15 protein-coding genes are annotated in these 17,433 nt (G+C 63.6%); 3 read left to right on the top strand and 12 right to left on the bottom strand.

The window, feature by feature from the left end:
• Positions 1 to 2: 2 nt before the first annotated feature.
• From HV823_RS10575 to HV823_RS10530, 10 genes are all read right to left on the bottom strand, one after another.
• Positions 3 to 1,010, bottom strand: coding sequence for an SPFH domain-containing protein (locus tag HV823_RS10575; RefSeq protein WP_176949764.1), 1,008 nt, complete (start codon positions 1,008 to 1,010; stop codon positions 3 to 5).
• Between the two features lie 123 nt (positions 1,011 to 1,133).
• Entirely contained in the window at positions 1,134 to 2,165 is a 1,032-nt protein-coding gene (gene hemH, locus HV823_RS10570; protein WP_176949763.1) for a ferrochelatase, read from the bottom strand.
• 124 nt (positions 2,166 to 2,289) lie between these two features.
• Positions 2,290 to 4,149: a bifunctional metallophosphatase/5'-nucleotidase gene (locus tag HV823_RS10565; RefSeq protein WP_176949672.1), complete on the bottom strand. Its 1,860-nt coding sequence runs from the start codon at positions 4,147 to 4,149 to the stop codon at positions 2,290 to 2,292.
• A 173-nt stretch (positions 4,150 to 4,322) separates the two neighbouring features.
• Entirely contained in the window at positions 4,323 to 5,153 is an 831-nt protein-coding gene (locus HV823_RS10560) for a PhzF family phenazine biosynthesis protein (protein WP_176949671.1), read from the bottom strand.
• 58 nt (positions 5,154 to 5,211) lie between these two features.
• A complete protein-coding gene (gene omp10 / locus HV823_RS10555) occupies positions 5,212 to 5,583 on the bottom strand; it encodes an outer membrane lipoprotein Omp10 (RefSeq protein WP_176949670.1) in 372 nt (123 codons plus the stop codon).
• Positions 5,584 to 5,906: 323 nt separating this feature from the next.
• On the bottom strand, positions 5,907 to 7,358 hold the full coding sequence (locus tag HV823_RS10550) for a homospermidine synthase (protein ID WP_176949669.1): 1,452 nt from the start codon (positions 7,356 to 7,358) through the stop codon (positions 5,907 to 5,909).
• 133 nt (positions 7,359 to 7,491) lie between these two features.
• Entirely contained in the window at positions 7,492 to 8,388 is an 897-nt protein-coding gene (locus HV823_RS10545) for a heme-dependent oxidative N-demethylase family protein (RefSeq protein WP_176949668.1), read from the bottom strand.
• Positions 8,385 to 9,008: an aminotransferase class IV family protein gene (locus HV823_RS10540; RefSeq protein ID WP_246301091.1), complete on the bottom strand. Its 624-nt coding sequence runs from the start codon at positions 9,006 to 9,008 to the stop codon at positions 8,385 to 8,387. The genes HV823_RS10545 and HV823_RS10540 overlap by 4 nt, the downstream gene beginning before the upstream one ends.
• Positions 8,993 to 10,150: an aminodeoxychorismate synthase component I gene (locus tag HV823_RS10535; protein ID WP_176949666.1), complete on the bottom strand. Its 1,158-nt coding sequence runs from the start codon at positions 10,148 to 10,150 to the stop codon at positions 8,993 to 8,995. Before HV823_RS10535 ends, HV823_RS10540 begins: the two co-directional genes overlap by 16 nt.
• Positions 10,151 to 10,174: 24 nt before the next feature.
• Positions 10,175 to 12,028, bottom strand: coding sequence for a M3 family oligoendopeptidase (locus HV823_RS10530; RefSeq protein ID WP_176949665.1), 1,854 nt, complete (start codon positions 12,026 to 12,028; stop codon positions 10,175 to 10,177).
• Between the two features lie 164 nt (positions 12,029 to 12,192).
• On the opposite strand from HV823_RS10530, the gene HV823_RS10525 reads away from it, so the two are divergent.
• The 3 genes from HV823_RS10525 to HV823_RS10515 all read left to right on the top strand — a co-directional run bounded on the left by HV823_RS10525 (position 12,193) and on the right by HV823_RS10515 (position 16,439).
• Entirely contained in the window at positions 12,193 to 13,734 is a 1,542-nt protein-coding gene (locus tag HV823_RS10525; protein ID WP_176949664.1) for a sigma-54-dependent transcriptional regulator, read from the top strand.
• A gap of 200 nt (positions 13,735 to 13,934) precedes the next feature.
• Positions 13,935 to 15,800, top strand: a complete 1,866-nt coding sequence (gene mepK, locus HV823_RS10520; RefSeq protein WP_176949762.1) for a peptidoglycan L,D-endopeptidase MepK — start codon at positions 13,935 to 13,937, stop codon at positions 15,798 to 15,800.
• A gap of 225 nt (positions 15,801 to 16,025) precedes the next feature.
• A complete protein-coding gene (locus tag HV823_RS10515; protein WP_176949663.1) occupies positions 16,026 to 16,439 on the top strand; it encodes an NUDIX hydrolase in 414 nt (137 codons plus the stop codon).
• 207 nt (positions 16,440 to 16,646) lie between these two features.
• Here HV823_RS10515 and HV823_RS10510 read toward each other — a convergent pair whose 3' ends face one another.
• Positions 16,647 to 16,913, bottom strand: coding sequence for a DUF2312 domain-containing protein (locus HV823_RS10510; protein WP_097137244.1), 267 nt, complete (start codon positions 16,911 to 16,913; stop codon positions 16,647 to 16,649).
• A gap of 196 nt (positions 16,914 to 17,109) precedes the next feature.
• Positions 17,110 to 17,415 carry a DUF1244 domain-containing protein gene (locus HV823_RS10505; protein WP_176949662.1) on the bottom strand — a complete coding sequence of 102 codons (306 nt, stop codon included), beginning with the start codon at positions 17,413 to 17,415 and terminating at the stop codon, positions 17,110 to 17,112.
• Positions 17,416 to 17,433 lie beyond the last annotated feature (18 nt).

Here is a 17,433-nt window from a genome sequence, read left to right as displayed (position 1 = left end):
GTTCAGCTTTCCCTTTGCGTCGTGTCGAACGGATTGCGTGGCGTGGCCCCGGTGACCGGCGTGGATGCGCGTGGACGCGGGGCAGAGGGTGGGGAGCCGTCGCCGAACACTTCCCGGGCGATGGCGCCGATGCCACTGAGCGAACCGATCAGCGACGAGGCTTCCATCGGTATCAGCACCACCTTGGAATTGGGCGACGTGCCGAGGCTTGCGATCGCCTCGGTATATTTCTGCGCCACGAAGTAGTTGATCGCCTGCACGTCGCCGGCGGCGATCGCCTCGGAGACCATCTTCGTTGCCTTGGCTTCGGCCTCGGCCAGCCGCTCGCGGGCCTCGGCATCGCGGAAGGCGGCTTCACGCTGGCCCTCGGCCTGCAGGATCGCCGACTGCTTGGCGCCCTCGGCACGCAGGATCTGGGCGTTGCGTGAGCCTTCGGCTTCCAGCACCTGCGCACGCTTCTCGCGCTCTGCCTTCATCTGGCGGGCCATGGCGTCGACCAGGTCCTTCGGTGGCGCGATGTCCTTGATCTCGACGCGGGTGATCTTCACGCCCCAGGGCTTGGCGGCCTCGTCGACCACGTGCAGCAGGCGGTCATTGATCGCATCGCGGTTGGAAAGCAGTTCGTCCAGATCCATCGAGCCCATGACCGATCGGATGTTCGTCATGGTCATGTTGAGGATGGCGTTTTCGAGGTTGGCGACCTGATAGGCAGCCTGGGCGGCGTTCAGCACCTGGTAGAAGGCGACGGCGTCGGCTGAGACGCTGGCATTGTCTCGGGTGATCACTTCCTGCGTAGGGACGTCGAGCACCTGTTCCATCACGTTCATCCGCGCGCCGATACGGTCGAAGAAGGGGATGATGAGATTGAGACCCGGCTGAAGCGTGCGCGTGTAGCGGCCGAAACGCTCTACCGTATATTGATAGCCCTGCGGCACCGTCTTGATCCCGGCAAACAGAAGCCACAGGACCAGAACGACCAGTGCGACGACAAAAATATCCAATCCATCCAACGACATGTCATGCCCTTCCGCTTGCTTTCGCGTCACTCTACGCGATACGCACGGCAAGGCCAGCCTCTTTTTCAGGCAGGCTGTGGCAGCATTCGTCCGGCGATGAGCGGACGTTCGTGGAGGCTAGATCCAGCCTTCGAGTTCGCGGCGGACGACCTTCTCCAGAACCGCCATGCCTTGCGGGCTGTCGTTCAAACAGGGGATGTGGGCGAACTTCTCGCCGCCATTGTGGTGGAAGCTTTCCGCTGCCTGGCCCGCGATCTCCTCCAGCGTCTCCAGGCAATCGGAGACGAAGCCGGGATTGAGGACTGCGATGCGCTTGACGCCTTCCTGCGCCAGTTTCTCCACCGTCTTGTCCGTGTAGGGCTGGAGCCATTCTTCGGGGCCGAAGCGGGACTGGAAGGTCACCTGCAGCTTCTGTGCCGTCCAGCCGAGCCTTTCGCGCAGCAGGCGCGCCGTCTTCTGGCACTGGCAGTAGTAGGGGTCGCCCTTGTCGAAATAGGATTTCGGTATCCCGTGGAAGGATGCGAGCACGACTTCCGGTTCCCAGTCGAGGCCGGCGAGATGGCTGGTGATCGAATTGGCCAGCGCATCGATATAGGCGGGGTCGTCGTGATAGGGCGGAACGGTGCGCAGCGCCGGCTGCCAGCGCATTTTCAAAAGCGCTTCGAAGGCCTTGTCGTTCACGGTCGCGGTCGTGGCGGCGGCATATTGCGGGTAGAGCGGGAAGACGAGGATACGTTCACAGCCCTCTTTCTGCAGGTATTCCATGCGCGAGCCGATCGAAGGCTGGCCGTAGCGCATCGCCCAGTCGACGATGACCTCGGGCCTGTCGGCGAAGGAGTTCGCCATCAGTTCCGCCTGGTTGCGCGTATAGGTGCGAAGGTAGCTCTCGTTCTTCTCCTTGTTCCAGATCAGTTCGTAAGCCTTGCCCACCTTGCCGGGGCGCGTGTTCAGCACGATGCCGAAAAGGATCGGATACCAGGCGATCTTCGGCCACTCGATGACGCGCTTGTCGGTCAGGAACTCCTTCAGGTAGCGCCGCATCGAGGTGTAGTCGGTGCCATCGGGCGTGCCGAGGTTTACGAGCAACACTCCGACCTTGCCGTGCTTGACGGGCGGATGATCTTTCGGCTTCGCAGCGGCGGCTTGCATGGGCATCCCTGTCTGTTTCCTCGCATCGGCCTTGGCGGCCGTGCAACCCTATAAGCGTTCTAAAAAGAAACGCCGGTCCGGGGAAGCCCGGACCGGCGCGAATCCGGAGACAAATTGTCTCGATTCACTTGGCGGGAACGTCGAGTTCCGATCCGATGACCAGTGCACGGGGCTCCGGGTTGCCGTTCGCCTCGGAGATCCTGCGCCACAGATGTCCCTCGCCATAGGCCGCCCTGGCGATGTCCCAGAGCGTGTCGCCGCGCACGATGACGTGCCTTGTGGTGGCCGCCGGCCCTGCGGCCGGGACAGCGGCGGTTTCGGCAGGAGCGGTCGACCCGTCCGTGGTGCCGGCCGCCGCCGGTGCCGCAGCCGTCCCCGTTGCCGCCACCGCGGTAATCCGTCCGTCGGTAAAGGGCTTGTAGGGGCGGTTTGCGGACAGATAGTCGGCCACGACCTGATCGAGGGTCGGGCCGTAGTCGTAGGCGTTGGTCGCCGCCGTCGCGAAGATCTTGTAGCCGTCGCCGCCGGCGCGCATGTAGTTGTTCGACGCCAGCGTATAGACTTTCGCCGGGTCCAGCGGCGCATAGGCGTCACCTTCCTTCATCTCGACGGAGACGACGCGGCTACCAGCAGGTTTCGACTTGTCGAAGGAGAACTTCATTCCCGAGATCTGCGGGAAGCGTCCGGCAACTTCCTCGATCTGGCCGAGGCCGTTTTCCAGCGCGGCCAGGAGATCGGCGCCCTTCAGCTGGAAGGTGGAGACGGTATTCTGGAACGGCAGCACGGTGACGACTTCGCCCATCGAGACGGGGCCGCCGTCGATCGAGGCGCGAAGACCGCCGCCATTGGTGATCGCGGCCGTTACCCCCTGACCTTTGGTGCGGTCCAGCAGGGCGTCGGCGACGAGGTTGCCCATCTGGCATTCGCCGGCGCGGCATGTCTCGCGCGATCCGTCGATCGGGCCTGCGGTTTCGGCGACGATCTTCGCTTTCAGTTCCTCGATCGGCCCGGCCAGCTCCTTGATGCGGGTAACGACGGCTTCGTCCGGCTTGAAACTGGGATCGAGCAGGATCGGGTCGCCCTTGGCGTCCTTGACAATGCCATTGTCGTCGAAGACCACTTTCAGGTTGCCGAGATATTTGGTGTAGGCGCCGGCCTGGACCACGGGCACCTTGTAGCCGCCGGGGTTGTCGACCATGGTCGGATAGGGGCCTTCAGCCTTTTCGTCCGTATTCGACAGAAGGCTGTGCGAGTGGCCGCCGACGACCACATCCACGTCGGGGATCTTGGCGATCGCCGCAAGGTCGCGCGGGTAGCCGACATGGGTCAGCGCAATGATCTTGTCCACGCCCTGCTTCTTCACCTCCGCGACCGCATGGGTGATGTCGGCCACATCGTCGCCGATCAGAACGTTCGGTCCCGGCGAGGAGATCTCATCGGTATCGTTGGCGACCGCGCCGACGATGCCGACCTTCTGGCCGCCGACGTCGAGGACGATATAGGGCTTGATACGGTCGCCGAGCTTGGAGCTGGCCCCGGCAGCGACGTTTGCGGTGACGACGGGGAACTGGACCTTGTCGAGGAAGGTGGCGAGCCCGTCCTCGCTGTCGTCGAACTCGTGATTGCCGACGGTCATGGCGTCGAATTTCATCAGGTTCAGGAATTCGGCTTCCGCCGCGCCTTTGTAGGTGGTGTAGAAGAGCGATCCCTGGAAGTTGTCGCCGGCATTGAGCAGCAGCACGTTCTTGCCGGACAGCGCCTGGCGCTGCTGGTCGATCGCCGTCTTAAGCCGCGCCACGCCGCCGAAGCATTCATTCTTGCCTTCCTCTTCGGCAGAGCAGGTGGAGTCGTACTTGTTGATCGGCTCGATGCGCGAATGCAGGTCGTTGATGTGGAGAATATCCAGCTCGTAATCCGCAAACGCGGAGCCGCCGGTCAAAGCGAGAAAGGAGGCGGCCAGAAGGCCGATACGGATGGACGTCATGGGCAAGCTCTCCTGTTCCATGTGATACGGCCGCTCGGGCAACTGCCGCCGGCGGCCCGTTCCAAGGCAGGCGCGATGCTTCCATTCCCCGCAGCCAACATCAAGAGGAAAACCGGCCCGGTCTTCGGGGCGTCGCTCAAGAGGGTTAAAATGCGCAGCTTTCGCGTGCGGTGTCAGGCCATCAGCCGTGCGGTGCCGCTGACGCGGATGGAGCTTCCGGGCTCGTCCCGGATGTCGGCGTGCAGGCGCGAGCGCATGCCCATGTCTTCGCCCTGGACGATGTCGATCGCGCCGCCATGCGGCCAGCCGAGATCGCGAAGGTAGCCGGCAAACGCCGCCGTCGCGGCGCCCGTCGCCGGGTCCTCGTAGACACCACCCGAGGCGAAGGGATTGCGGGTATCGAACAATTGTGGCGTCCGCGCATGGACGAGCAGGATCGTCGCCCAGCCTTCCCGCAGCATGACCGCCCGCGTCGCATCGAAGTCATACTTCATGTCGGCGAGGCGCTTGCGCGACTTAAGCGCCAGCACGAGATGGTCCGCACCGCCATGAATGAGGGCGGGCGGGATCGTCGGATCGAGATCTTCGTCGGAATACCCGAAATGCGCCATGACCTCCGCGACGAGCTGCTGCGGGGCCGGCCTGCTGCGGGTCGGCGGCGACTGCAGCGCGGCCGTCGCGATGCCATTCGAAAGCGCAGCCTCGACCGTGATGTCGGTGTCGTTGAGCGTCAGCGGAAAGACGCCGTCGCCGAATTTCATCGCAAGTGCCGCGCCGAGTGCGATCGTGGCGTGTCCGCAGAACGGCACTTCGATGCTGGGCGCAAAGTAGCGCACCCGCCAGCCCGCGCCGAGGGGAGCGGCAAAGGCGGTCTCGGAAAAGCCTATCTCGGCGGCGAGCCGCTGCATCTCGTCGGGTGCCGGCAGCGCATCCGTGATCGAGACGCCAGCCGGATTGCCGCCGCTGTCGCCTTCGGAGAAGGCTGCAATGCGCAGGATGTTCATCGGTGGCTTTCCTTGCGTCGGCCGGCGCCGGGTGACGACGGGGGTGCGCCCGCCTGCCTCAGCCCTGGCGGTTGAGCGTGAACTGGGCACCGGAGCTGGAGGTGCAGTTCAGCTGGCGCGTCGTCACGAGCGAGCAGTTCGCCTTGGAGGCCGACTTGGAGATGTTGGAGAACAGGCTGATCTCGATCAGGCCGCCCGGCTGGGTCAGGTAGGTGCCGGTCGCCATCGTCGTGTTCGTGTCGGTGGTCCGCGTCGCGAAACTGCCGGCAGAGAACGTCGAGACGAGACCGTTTGCGTCGATCCATGACCCTTCGACACCCTGCGGGGCCTGCTGCGCGACCGGTGCATAGGTGTTCGCGCGTTCAGACGTCTGGCAGGCGGCAAGCGTCGCCGTGGCGGCCAGCAGGGTAGCAAACATCAAGGGTTTCATATGGTTCTCCGTAACCTTGCCGAACGATACGGGCTTAAAATTTCGGTTCGACCATGCCGCGAACGCTCGGCGAAAGCAAGGCTTGCCCACGCTTATACCAAGTCTCGATGATAGGAACCGATGGGACCGGCTCGATCGGGTTTTCTGGCCAGGAGAGGTCCGCGGAGCGATGCTGTTGCATCGGTCAAGGACCTCGACGACGCCAGAAAGCCCGAGAAGCCATCCTATAGTCCCCTATCATCGAGACTTGGTATTATCCGTCGCAAAGCGAAACGCCCGCCAAGGGGCGGGCGCTCGTCTATATCGGCGGATCGAGGTCCGGCTCAGCGGACCAGGATGTTCCGGAACTGCCACGGGTCCTTCGTGTCGAGGTCTTCCGGGAAGAGGCCCGGACGACCTTCCAGCGGGGTCCAGTCTGTATAGTGGCCTTCGACCGGACCGAGATACGGGCGCTGCACTTCGAGGCAGCGGCGGTAGTCCATCTCGTCGGCCTCGACGATGCCGGCATTGGGGTTTTCGAGCGCCCAGACCATGCCGGCGAGGACGGCGGAGGTCACCTGCAGGCCGGTCGCGTTCTGATAGGGGGCGAGGCGGCGGGTTTCGTCGAGCGAGAGGCGCGAGCCGTACCAGTAGGCGTTCTTGTCGTGGCCGTAGAGCAGCACGCCGAGTTCGTCGACGCCGTCGACGAGCTCGTTCTCGTCGAGAACGTGGTGGACCGGCTGGGCATTGCCGCCGTTACCGAACATCTCGTGCAGTGACAGCACCGCATCGTTAGCCGGATGGTAGGCGTAGTGGCAGGTCGGGCGGTAGGTGACTTCACCATCCTTGTCGCGGACGGTGAAGAAGTCGGCGATCGAGATCGATTCGTTATGGGTGACGAGGAAGCCGTATTGCGGGCCGGGCGTCGGGCACCAGGTGCGTACGCGCGTGTTGGCGCCGGGCTGCTCGAGGTAGATCGCCGCCTTGCAGCCCTTCTTGTGCTTCTTGGCGTTCTTCGGCATCCAGTTCTCGTGGGTGCCCCAGCCGAGTTCGGCCGGCTGCAGACCTTCGGAGATGAAGCCTTCGACGGACCAGGTGTTCCAGAAGGTGTCGAAGGGCTTCGGGTTCTTGGTGCGCTGCGTATCGCGCTCGGCGATGTGTACGCCCTTCACGCCCACTTTCTTCATCAGTTTCGCCCAGCCTTCGCGATCATGCTGGTCGGGCACGTCATGCTTGATGCCGAGGTCGTTTGCGAGGTTGACCAGGGCTTCCTTGACGAACCAGGAGACCATGCCGGGATTGGCGCCGCAGGTGGAAACCGCGGTGGTGCCGCCCGGGTTCTTGGCCTTCTCCTTGCGCATGGTCTCGCGCAGCGCGTAGTTCGTGCGCTCCTCGTTCTTCATGCCCTTGTCGAAGTAGAATCCGAGCCACGGCTCGACGACCGTGTCGATGTAGAGCGCTTCGTGCTTGCGGCAGAACTTGATGAGGTCGAGCGAGGACGTGTCTACCGAAAGGTTGACGACGAAGGGCTGTCCGCCGCCTTCCTTCAGCAGCGGCTTGAGGACTTCCTTGTAGTTTTCCTTGGTGACGAACTCGGTGACATGGCGAGCGCCGTGGCGGGCGAAGATCTCGTCGTCGGCGCCGTCCTTGCGCGGCTCGATGACGATCAGGCGGTTCTTGTCATACTTGAAGTGACGCTCGATGAGCGGCAGGGTGCCGCGGCCGATCGAACCGAAGCCGATCATGATGACCGGGCCTGTGATTTCGCCGTAAACCGGGTAGTTCGTCTCTGCCATTCTCTCGTACTCCTTACGGGAAAGCGTCCCGGTTTCGCAAAAAGAGGGCCAACCGGCCCTTTATTAGTCGGCAAAAGCCTAGAGCATAGAATGCCGTCACAATAAAGTGGGCAAAATCACCACGCCGAAATTGTCAACGGGCTGCAATCGCCCGCAACTTGCGAGCAAGTTTGGCGCGCTTGTCAACCAGGCCCTTGTAGGCGGCCTGCGTGTCCGTGAGTTCTTCCAACTGGTCGGCGAAGGTCGCGGCAACTTCGGCGGCGTTATGCAGTGTGCGAACGGCGGCGAGCGGATCGTTGTAGATGCGGATCGTGAAGAGAATGTCGCCCGACACGGGCAGTCGCCGCACGGTCTGCCGCTCCACGCGGGCGAAGGTGGTATCGAGGGACAGTTCATGACCGTCGGGCAGCGCCCCATGGGCCTTGGACGCGGGATAGTAAAGATCGGCGTCGGGATTGATCGACCAGTTGAAGCGCAGGACGGGGCGATCGGGCTGCAGATTGTCGAACATGCGGTTGATCAGCGCGGCATTGCGGCTTCCCTCGCCGAAGCCCGGAACCGGGGCGTGGATGTCCTCCATCCGCCGGCCGAACTTCTCCGGCAGCGACCAGGATGAAGGGAAAGAGACATAGCCGGCAACGAGGTGCCAGCCACTTTCGCGTCGGCGCATGATGACGAGATCGTCCTGCACCAGCGCTCCGGCCCTCAGGAGCGGTGCCGTGCCGGCATCGCCGAGCGCAATCCGCCGCGTCGACACCTCGATGTCATCGCCCTGCCTGCGGTAACGCTCCGGGTGCCTGCGGGTGACGAACTCGCTGACGAGCTGCAGCACCTCCGCCTGCGCCGGCCTCGTATCCTCCTCCTCGACGAAGACGTGGTCACGATGGGCGGCAAGCACGCGATCCTTCTCGGCGAGATAGCGATCGAGTTCGTCGTCCGGCTCTATCCAGCGATCCGGATCCAGCTGGCCGAGCCCGATGGTGAAGAGCCGGGCGGAGCCGTCATAGGGCGTATAGGCGGGACGGGTCATGCCAAGATCGCCGGTATCAGCCCGCGGAGCGAATTGCCCATGAAGAAGGTGTGGCCGTGCAGGTCTTCGGGACGCAGGCGCGCTTCGTGAGCGTGACCGCTCTCGAGCAGTTCCGCGCGCAGCACGCCGGCCAGCAGGCCGCAGGACAAGGGAGGCGTTCGGAGGATGCCGGAACCGTCGTCCAGGAAGATCGAGGTGATGGTGCCCTCGCAGATCTCGCCATGCTCGTTCAGAAGAATGACCTCGTCGGCTTCGCCTGCCGCAAATTCGGCCCGCGCCGCCTCGTAGGCGGCGCGGCGGGACGTCTTGTGGCGAAGCAGCGGATCGGCGGATGCGAGCCTGGTGCGGCCGATCTTTACCGTCCAGACCGCGTCCCTCGGAAGCGGTGCGAACGGGGCGGTCTTCACCTCGATGCGTCCGTCGGCAAACAGTTCGAGCCGGACGCGCAACGGCGTTTTCGGCTTAGGGGAGACGGCATCCGCGAGTGCTTGCGCGGCGCGGTCGGCGTTTGCGAGGCCCAGTGCTTCCGCCGAGGCTGCAAGCCTTGCCAGATGCCGCTCCAGCCGGACGAAGCCGGATTCGGGTTCAAAGCGTAGCGTCTCGATCAGCGAGATATCCATTGGTCCCCCACCGCAAAGCGCGCCTTCAGCAGGCATTCCTCGTATTCTGCCTCTGCGGTCGAATCGAAGACGATGCCGCCGCCGACATTGAAGACGGCCTTGCCATCGGCAAACAGCGACACCGTGCGGATCGCCACGTTGAACTGCATCGTTCCATCCGGGGCGATGACGCCGATCGCGCCGCAATAGGCATCGCGCGGACCGGCTTCGAGATCGTGCAGGATCTCCATGGCCCGCATTTTCGGGGCGCCCGTAATGGAGCCGCACGGGAAGAGGGCAGCGAAGATGTCGCGAAGCGGCGTGCCAGGGACGAGCTTCGCCCGGACATGGCTCACCATCTGGTGGACGGTCGGGTAGGTCTCGATCGCAAAGAGCTTCGGCACCTCCAGCGTGCCCACCTCGGTCACGCGCGAGATGTCGTTGCGCAGCAGGTCGACGATCATGCGGTTTTCTGCCTGCGACTTCGGATCGGCCAGCATGGCGGCGACGATTTCGGCGTCCTCGGCCGCGTTCGCGCCACGCGGGGCCGTGCCCTTCATCGGATGCGTCTCGATCCAACCGTCGGCGTCGACACGGAAGAAGAGCTCCGGCGAACGGGACAGGAGGATCGGCCCGTCGAGCGATACCAACGCGCCGTATTTCACCGGCTGGCGCTCGATCAGCGACCAGAAGGCGGCAACGGGATCGCCGTTCCAGCGGGCCCGGATCGGCATCGTCAGGTTCGCCTGGTAACAGTCGCCTTCCCGCAGGTGGCGGTGCAGCCGGTCGAAACGGCTACGGTAGGCCTCGAGGTCCCATCCGGCCGCAGCTTCGGTGAGGAAGGGCTCGTTCTCAACGCGCTGCCGCGGGGTTGCAAGCGGGTGATCCGATGCCGGCGCGTCGAAGATGCCGAAGCTCATCAGCGGCGTCGGGCGATCGTCCTCTGCGAAGGGGGCGAGCTTGGCTTCGAAAAGGTGCCCGGCCTCGTAGCTCATGAAGCCGGCGATCCATTTGCCGTCATCGTGGGCGGCCTGCAGCGTCCAGAAGGCCTGTTCGAAGTCCGCCCGCTTGCGCACAGTCACCATGTGCTGCGGATCGGCGAAGACCGTGGTCCGGTCCTCGCGGTCGTCCCGCAGAAGCACGTAGCGCTGTGGATCGGTCATGTCTGTGGCTTTCGAAGCAGTGTTTCAGGCGCCCTTATCAAGCGCCTCCAGTTCGTCGATGAGCCCTTCGATCATCGACAGGCCCTTGCTCCAGAACGACGGATCGGCGGCGTCGAGCCCGAACGGGCGCAGCAACTCGGAGTGGTGCTTCGTTCCGCCGGCTTTGAGCATCTCGAAATACTTCTCCTGGAAGCCGCCTTCGGCCTGCTGGTAGACGGCATAGAGGGAGTTCACCAGGCAGTCGCCGAAGGCATAGGCATAGACGTAGAACGGCGAATGGATGAAGTGGGGGATATAGGCCCAGAAGGTCTCGTAACCTTCGGAAATCCGGATCGCCGGGCCGAGGCTGTCGGCCTGGACGGAAAGCCACAGCTCGCCGATCTGCTCGGCGGTCAGCTCGCCCTCCTTGCGGGCGGTGTGCACCTTGCGCTCGAATTCGTAGAAGGCGATCTGCCGCACGACCGTGTTGATCATGTCCTCGACCTTCTGGGCGAGCATCGCCTTGCGCTCACGCTTGTCCTTGGTCTGGTCGAGGAGCGAGCGGAAGGTCAGCATCTCACCGAAGACGGACGCGGTCTCGGCGAGCGTCAGTGGCGTCGAGGCCATCAGCGCGCCCTGGCCGCCGGCGAGCACCTGATGCACGCCGTGGCCCAGCTCATGGGCGAGCGTCATCACGTCGCGCGGCTTGCCCATGTAGTTGACAAGCACATAGGGATGGGCCGAGGGCACGGTCGGATGGGCGAAGGCGCCGGGTGCCTTGCCCGGGCGGACGGGCGCATCGATCCATTGCTCGTCGAAGAAGCGGCCCGCGATCGCGGCCATTTCCGGGGCAAACGCGCCGTAGGCCGAAAGCACCGTCTCCTTCGCGTCGCTCCAGGGGATCAGCGTGTTCTGGGTCTCCGGCAACGGCGCGTTGCGGTCCCAGAATTCCAGCTGTTCCATTCCGAGCCATCTGGCCTTCATCGCGTAGTAGCGGTGTGACAGGCGCGGATAGGCCTCGCGCACGGCGGCAGCGAGCGCGTCGACCACCTCCCGCTCGACCCGGTTCGCCAGGTGCCGGCTGTCGGCGATGTCATCGAAGCCGCGCCAGCGGTCGGAGATTTCCTTGTCCTTGGCCAGCGTGTTTGTGATGAGAGTGAAGGTTCGGATGTTGTCGCCGAAGGTCTTGGCCAGCGCCATTGCCGCCTTGTGGCGGGTTTCGCCGTCGGCGTCCTGCAGCAGGTTGAGCGCGACTTCCAGCGGCACTTCCTCGCCGTCGATCGTGTAGCGCAGCGAGGCCATCGTCTCGTCGAAAAGCCGGTTCCAGGCGGCGGCACCGGTCATCGACTTTTCGAGGAACAGCTGTTCGGTGCGGTCGTCGAGCTGGTGCGGCTTCTCCTTGCGCAGGTCCTCGATCCACGGGCGGTAGTGGGCAGCGAGCGCATCATTCTCCAGGCACCCGGCCAGGCGCGCGTCATCTATCCTGTTCAGTTCCAAGGGGAAAAACAGAAGATGCGAGGAGATGTCGGTGATCTTCGCCTGGACGTCGCCGTAGAGCTTGCCGTTGGCCGGGTCGGTCGTGTTGGAGAAGTAGGTCAGGCCGGCGAAGGAGGAGATGCGGCCGAGGAGATCGTCCAGCGCCTCGAATTCCCTCACGGCTGCGCCGATCCCTTCGGCGCCGGTCTTGCCGGCGGCGTCATCGAGCTTGCCCTTCCACTTCGCCTCGAACGCCAGCGCATCGTCGGTGCCGCGCTTGAGGTCGGCTGCGAACTCCGGCGCGGACGGGGATGGGTAGAGATGGGCGAGGTTCCATTCCGGCAGGTCGCCGAGATCGCCGGTGATCGCGCCGGCTGCAGCCGTCGCATGGTGGATGGCGGGCGAAGTTCTGAAAGGCGACATCGGCTAACCTCGTACGTGATGCTGTGGGGCGGCTTTGCTTGCGACGTCATTGGTTAAAATGCAAGCCTTTCTCAAAACGGCATGTTCAACCCTTCGTGCCAAGGTCGAACGGTATTGTTGTGCCAACTCCGCGCATGATGCGTGGAGGGCAAGGAGATGTACCAATGACGGCCCACATTCTTGTCATCGATGACGATCCTGTCCAGCGCAGGCTTCTGAAGAACATGATCGAACGCAACGGCCATGTCTCGCACATGGCCGAAAACGGCCGTCAAGGCCTTGAGGTTCTCGACCGCAAGGGTGGTCTCATCAGCGTCATCCTGCTCGACCTGATGATGCCGGAAATGAACGGCACCGCCTTTCTCGATGCGCTGTCGGAGCGCGAGATCACCATCCCCGTCGTCGTCCAGACCGGGCAGGGCGGGCTGGAAACGGTCGTCAACGCCATGCGCGCCGGCGCGTTCGATTTCGTCGTCAAGCCGGTCTCGCCGGAGCGCCTCGGTGTCGCGATCGACAATGCGCTGAAGCTCGAGCAGCGCGACCATCGCGGTCGCAGCACGCGTCGCGGCCGCGGCGAATCCGTCCAGTTCGACGACATCGTTTCGGCGAGCCCCGAGATGCTGCGGGTTATCGAACTCGGGCGTCGGGCGGCGCAATCCAACATCCCCGTCGTCATCGAAGGCGAGTCTGGCGTCGGCAAGGAGATGATCGCGCGCGCCATCCAGTCGGCCAGCGACCGGGCGAATAAGCCGTTCGTGACCGTCAACTGCGGCGCGATCCCGCACAACCTCGTCGAAAGCATCCTGTTCGGCCATGAAAAGGGCGCGTTCACCGGCGCGACCGAACGCCATATCGGCAAGTTCGCCGAGGCGGACGGCGGTACGATCTTCCTCGACGAGATCGGCGACCTGCCGCTGGAGGTGCAGGTGAAGCTCCTGCGCGCCGTCCAGCAGGGCGAAATCGAGACGGTCGGCGCGCGCTCGCCGCAGAAGGTCAATGTCCGGCTGATCTCGGCGACCAACAAGGATCTGATCACCGAGGTCAAGGAAGGCCGGTTCCGCGAGGACCTCTACTATCGCCTCAACGTCTTCCCGATCACGATCCCGGCGCTGCGCAGGCGCAAGGAAGACATTCCCGTCCTGGTGCGCTCGTTCGTCGAGCGTTTCGCCGGCGAGCAGAAGCTTGCAACGCCGCTGTCGGTGTCGTCGGCAGCGATGGCGCTTCTGACCGCGTTCGACTGGCCGGGCAACATTCGCCAGCTCGAAAATGCTATCTTCCGTGCGGTCGTACTCGCGCAGGGGTCGGAACTGCATACATCCGACTTCCCGCAGATCGCGACGCAGGTGCCGGGGCACGCCATCTCGCCGGAGGGGCGGGTTTCCTGGGACGTGGACAGCGCACCGGCGGTCTCCTCGCCGTCGTCCGAGACAGGTCTGCCTGCCGTCTATCCCAATTTCCGCAGGCATGAGGCAGCCGAATCAGCAGATGCCGGCCAGCCCGACAACGCCATTTCCAGCCTCGACCGGGGTGGCCAGGTGCGTCGTCTTGCGGACGTGGAAGAGGAATTGATCCGTTTTGCCCTGAAATTCTATCATGGCCAGATGAGCCAGGTTGCCCGAAAATTGGGCATCGGACGCTCGACGCTCTATAGAAAACTGAAGGATTATGGCATCGATCCAGACAATCCGCAGAAGGAAGTCGCCTGATTTCAGTTGATTTTTCAGGCTCCCCGTGATTTTGCGGTTGCCGTTCACCGCTTGTTAGTGGATCGTTCACTATAAGGGGATTGTATTGGCGACTGTGGCGGATTTGCCATGCTGTTACCGCAATTGGTCGTCATCTGAACTGATCAGGGACACCTTTTGTCCGTAGGACGGGGATAGAGTTGGCAAATATTATTGGATCGATGACGCTCCGGGGAGCCAGCGCGCTTGCTTTGTGCAAAGCAGCGCTCGAAAAAGCACCCAAGGTTCTGACCATCGCAGCCATGGCCGTTTCGCTCGTCGTTCCGGCCCTGGTTCCATCGGCGACCGACGCCGCTTCCGGCACCCGCTCGCTCAAGCTGTATTACGTCCATACCAATGAGAAGGCCGAGATCGTCTTCAAGCGCAACGGCCGCTACGATCAGAAGGGCCTCCAGCAGCTCAACCGTTTCCTGCGCGACTGGCGCCGCAACGAACCGACGAAAATGGACCCGCGTCTGTTCGACCTCGTCTGGGAAGTCTACCAGAAGAGCGGTTCGCGCGGCTATATCCACGTCGTTTCCGCCTATCGTTCGCCGGCCACCAACTCGATGCTGCGGTCGCGCTCGAAGGGCGTCGCCAAGAAGAGCCAGCACATGCTCGGCAAGGCGATGGACTTCTATATACCGGACGTGAAGCTGAAGAAGCTTCGCGAGATCGGGATGAAATTCGAAGTGGGCGGCGTCGGCTATTATCCGAGTTCCGGCTCTCCGTTCGTGCATATGGACGTCGGCAGCGTTCGTGCCTGGCCGCGCATGAGCCGCCAGGAACTGGTCTCGCTCTTCCCCAACGGAAAGACCATGCACCTGCCGTCCGACGGCAAGCCGCTGCCCGGCTTCGAGCAGGCCGTGGCCGACTACAAGCGTCGCGTGGGTGCCAATGCCGTACAGGTCGCCGGCGGCGGTTCGGCAGATCAGAAGGCTGGCGGCGAAAAGCGCAAGAACTTCTTCGCAGCCCTCTTCGGCGCCGGCGGGGATGAAGACGAAGAACCCACTGCAATCGCCAGCGCCGAGCCGTTGGAACAGACGAGGCCGGCAGCCGCGTCCGCAGTTCCCGCCGAGCGTGAGGCGCTTCCGGGTGTCGGTGCTCCGCAGACACAAACCGCCACACCTGATGCGAAGCCGGTCGTGACGGAGACCGAAGTGGCCGAGCTGAATGCGCCGGTGCCGCTGGTGCGCCCGGCCTTCCGCGAGACGAACAACGCGCCGGCGGCCTCCGAACTGGCACTCGTGTCGCCTTCGACGAACAATGCCGCAGCCGCTCTCAATGCGGCCTTGCCGGATGCGGCCTCGCAGGCGGCACCGGTTCCGGCAGTGCCGCAGGGTGACTTCGCCGATCTCGCCGGCTACAAGGTTCCTGTGCCCGAACTGCTCGGCAAGCGTCCGCTACCCGGCGAGGCGCAGGAGGGCCTGATGACGGCCTCCGTCGACGAGAACCTCGGACTCGTTCCGATTCCCGGCTCGCGTCCGGGCGATGACGCCGCCCTTCTGGCCGTTGCCGAAGCCGATGTCGGCATCCCCGACCAGAACGGCAAGGCGAAGGTCGCCGCGGTCGCCGAAGCCGAGCGTGAAGACGGACTGTCGGCCGAAGCTGCGACCCGCGTGGCGCTTGCCGCGCCGAGCGACGACTTTGGGAGCGACGAGCCGGTGCAACTGGCAGCGCTCGTGCCGCGCCCGACCAGCGCTTCGCGTGAGGCTTTGACCGCCTTCGACGTCGCTCCGAGCGAGATCCCGCTGAAGGGCAGCCGGCCGAAGAAGCAGGATGCGGATGCGGCCGCACGCGGCGCGATCCGCACCGAGCCGAAGCTGAACCAGAAGATCATTTCGCAGTGGGCCCTGACGCAGGCTCGGGTCGAAACGCTGAACAAGCCGGTCAAGGCTCCCCGCTTCGTCAGCCGTTCGATGCGCGAGGCGCCGACCACGGTCTACAAGGTCGGGTTCCAGCCGGAGACGGCCGGTGTCGATCCCGGCCGGTTCAGCGGCACTGCCGTGAATTTCATGGAAGTGCGGAAGTTCTCCGACACCAACTGACATTCGACACACCGATCCGACAAAGCCCGCGGGACGCGTTCCGCGGGCTTTGTCGTTCTGCATGATCCATCTGTCGCGGGTCCTTATCGTTCGTGTGGAGCCAGCACGAGGCGTGGGCGCATATCCGCTCCTCGCTGAGAGACGGTCGATACGATTTGGCCCACGGGGCGCTTGCCTCTATCGTTGCGCCTTTGGTTGATGCTTTGTCATGAGATTGGTTTGGAAATGTTCGGAACTATTCGCATAGCCGCCGCGCTTCTGGTTCGGCCGGACGGGCGGACGCTTCTGGTACGCAAGCGGGGCGTTCAGGCTTTCATGCAGCCGGGCGGGAAGATCGAACCTGGCGAAACGCCACAGGCTGCCTTGATGCGCGAATTGCAGGAAGAGATCGGCTTTGATCCCGAACATGGAAGCTGCGAGGCGCTCGGGGAGTTCACCGCCGAAGCGTTGAACGAGCCCGGCCGCCTCGTTCTTGCACATGTCTTCCTTGTCAGGACGCAGCGCACGGACTTCCGGCCATCGGGTGAAATCGAGGAGGTGAGATGGATCTCGCCGTTCGACCCCGGGCCGGTGGCAATGGCCTCGCTGACCGCAGACCATATTCTGCCATTCTATCGGGCGTTGTCCGGGGGATCCTGAGGCCGGGTGCGCGGGATGCCGGCCGGCCTGGCCGAAAGGCGCGTCCGAACTGCTATTTCAGGCCGTTCGGATGCGCTTAGATCTTTGTTTTGCGCATGTTGTTGTCGGAAAACAGCAGCGCATTTTTTCGACATGCTTCAGGATGCCGATCTCCAAGCTACCGCACTGGTGGCAAGGAGAAACGGGAGCCTTTCAGGTGGGCGGTGCTTATTCGGCATCCGGCGGCAGTTCGATCATGCCGAGCGCCTGGAGATAGGTGTCGAGGATCGCTTCCTGCTCCATGCGTTCGTCCTTGTCCTGCTTTCGGATCTGGATGACCTTGCGCAGGATCTTGGTGTCGAAGCCGACGCCCTTGGCCTCGCCATAGACGTCCTTGATGTCGTCGGCGATGGTCTTCTTTTCTTCTTCCAGGCGCTCGATCCGCTCAATGAAAGCACGAAGCTGGTCGCGGGCGACGCCGTGAGCATCGGACATGGTCTTCTCCTCGTTTGGGGAAATGTAGGAAATGTGATGCCGTGGTCTGCCGTGAAGTTTGGACGAGATCAAGACCTATCCGGCGTGAGGCTGTGTTTTTCGCCTTCCTGTGCCCATTGCGCCCGCTGCCGGCGAATGGCCGGTTGACCATTCGCGACGATCCCGCAGGGCGGCCGAGACGCCGTATCGGGGCGCGTCACTCGTGCGGGCGGTTGGTCTCGAAGGCGGCCTTCTGCTCGGCCGACGCCTCCTTCTGGTGCAGATCGCGCCATGTCTCATATGGCATGCCGTAGACGATCTCGCGCGACTGCTCCTTGTCGAGAGCGACGCCCGCTTCGTTGGCAGCTTCCCGATACCAGTTCGACAGGCAGTTTCGGCAAAAGCCGGCAAGGTTCATCAGGTCGATGTTCTGCACGTCGCTGCGTTCGCGCAGGTGCGAGACCAGCCGCCGGAAGGCTGCGGCCTCAAACGCGGTGCGCTGTTCGTCGGTCAGGTGGTCCATCTTCGTTTCTCCGTCGAG

It is taken from the genome of Mycoplana rhizolycopersici (assembly GCF_013378445.1).
GTDB lineage: Bacteria > Pseudomonadota > Alphaproteobacteria > Rhizobiales > Rhizobiaceae > Mycoplana > Mycoplana rhizolycopersici.
This window is presented reverse-complemented; position numbering and strand designations above follow the sequence as displayed.

Excerpts from the sequence above, each read along its gene's own strand:
- hemH (WP_176949763.1), bottom strand. The coding sequence starts at position 2,165 with ATGCAAGCCGCCGCTGCGAAGCCGAAAGATCATCCGCCCGTCAAGCAC.
- HV823_RS10565 (WP_176949672.1), bottom strand. The coding sequence starts at position 4,149 with ATGACGTCCATCCGTATCGGCCTTCTGGCCGCCTCCTTTCTCGCTTTG.
- HV823_RS10560 (WP_176949671.1), bottom strand. The coding sequence starts at position 5,153 with ATGAACATCCTGCGCATTGCAGCCTTCTCCGAAGGCGACAGCGGCGGC.
- omp10 (WP_176949670.1), bottom strand. The coding sequence starts at position 5,583 with ATGAAACCCTTGATGTTTGCTACCCTGCTGGCCGCCACGGCGACGCTT.
- HV823_RS10550 (WP_176949669.1), bottom strand. The coding sequence starts at position 7,358 with ATGGCAGAGACGAACTACCCGGTTTACGGCGAAATCACAGGCCCGGTC.
- HV823_RS10545 (WP_176949668.1), bottom strand. The coding sequence starts at position 8,388 with ATGACCCGTCCCGCCTATACGCCCTATGACGGCTCCGCCCGGCTCTTC.
- HV823_RS10540 (WP_246301091.1), bottom strand. The coding sequence starts at position 9,008 with ATGGATATCTCGCTGATCGAGACGCTACGCTTTGAACCCGAATCCGGC.
- HV823_RS10535 (WP_176949666.1), bottom strand. The coding sequence starts at position 10,150 with ATGACCGATCCACAGCGCTACGTGCTTCTGCGGGACGACCGCGAGGAC.
- HV823_RS10530 (WP_176949665.1), bottom strand. The coding sequence starts at position 12,028 with ATGTCGCCTTTCAGAACTTCGCCCGCCATCCACCATGCGACGGCTGCA.
- HV823_RS10525 (WP_176949664.1), top strand. The coding sequence starts at position 12,193 with ATGACGGCCCACATTCTTGTCATCGATGACGATCCTGTCCAGCGCAGG.
- mepK (WP_176949762.1), top strand. The coding sequence starts at position 13,935 with ATGACGCTCCGGGGAGCCAGCGCGCTTGCTTTGTGCAAAGCAGCGCTC.
- HV823_RS10515 (WP_176949663.1), top strand. The coding sequence starts at position 16,026 with ATGTTCGGAACTATTCGCATAGCCGCCGCGCTTCTGGTTCGGCCGGAC.
- HV823_RS10510 (WP_097137244.1), bottom strand. The coding sequence starts at position 16,913 with ATGTCCGATGCTCACGGCGTCGCCCGCGACCAGCTTCGTGCTTTCATT.
- HV823_RS10505 (WP_176949662.1), bottom strand. The coding sequence starts at position 17,415 with ATGGACCACCTGACCGACGAACAGCGCACCGCGTTTGAGGCCGCAGCC.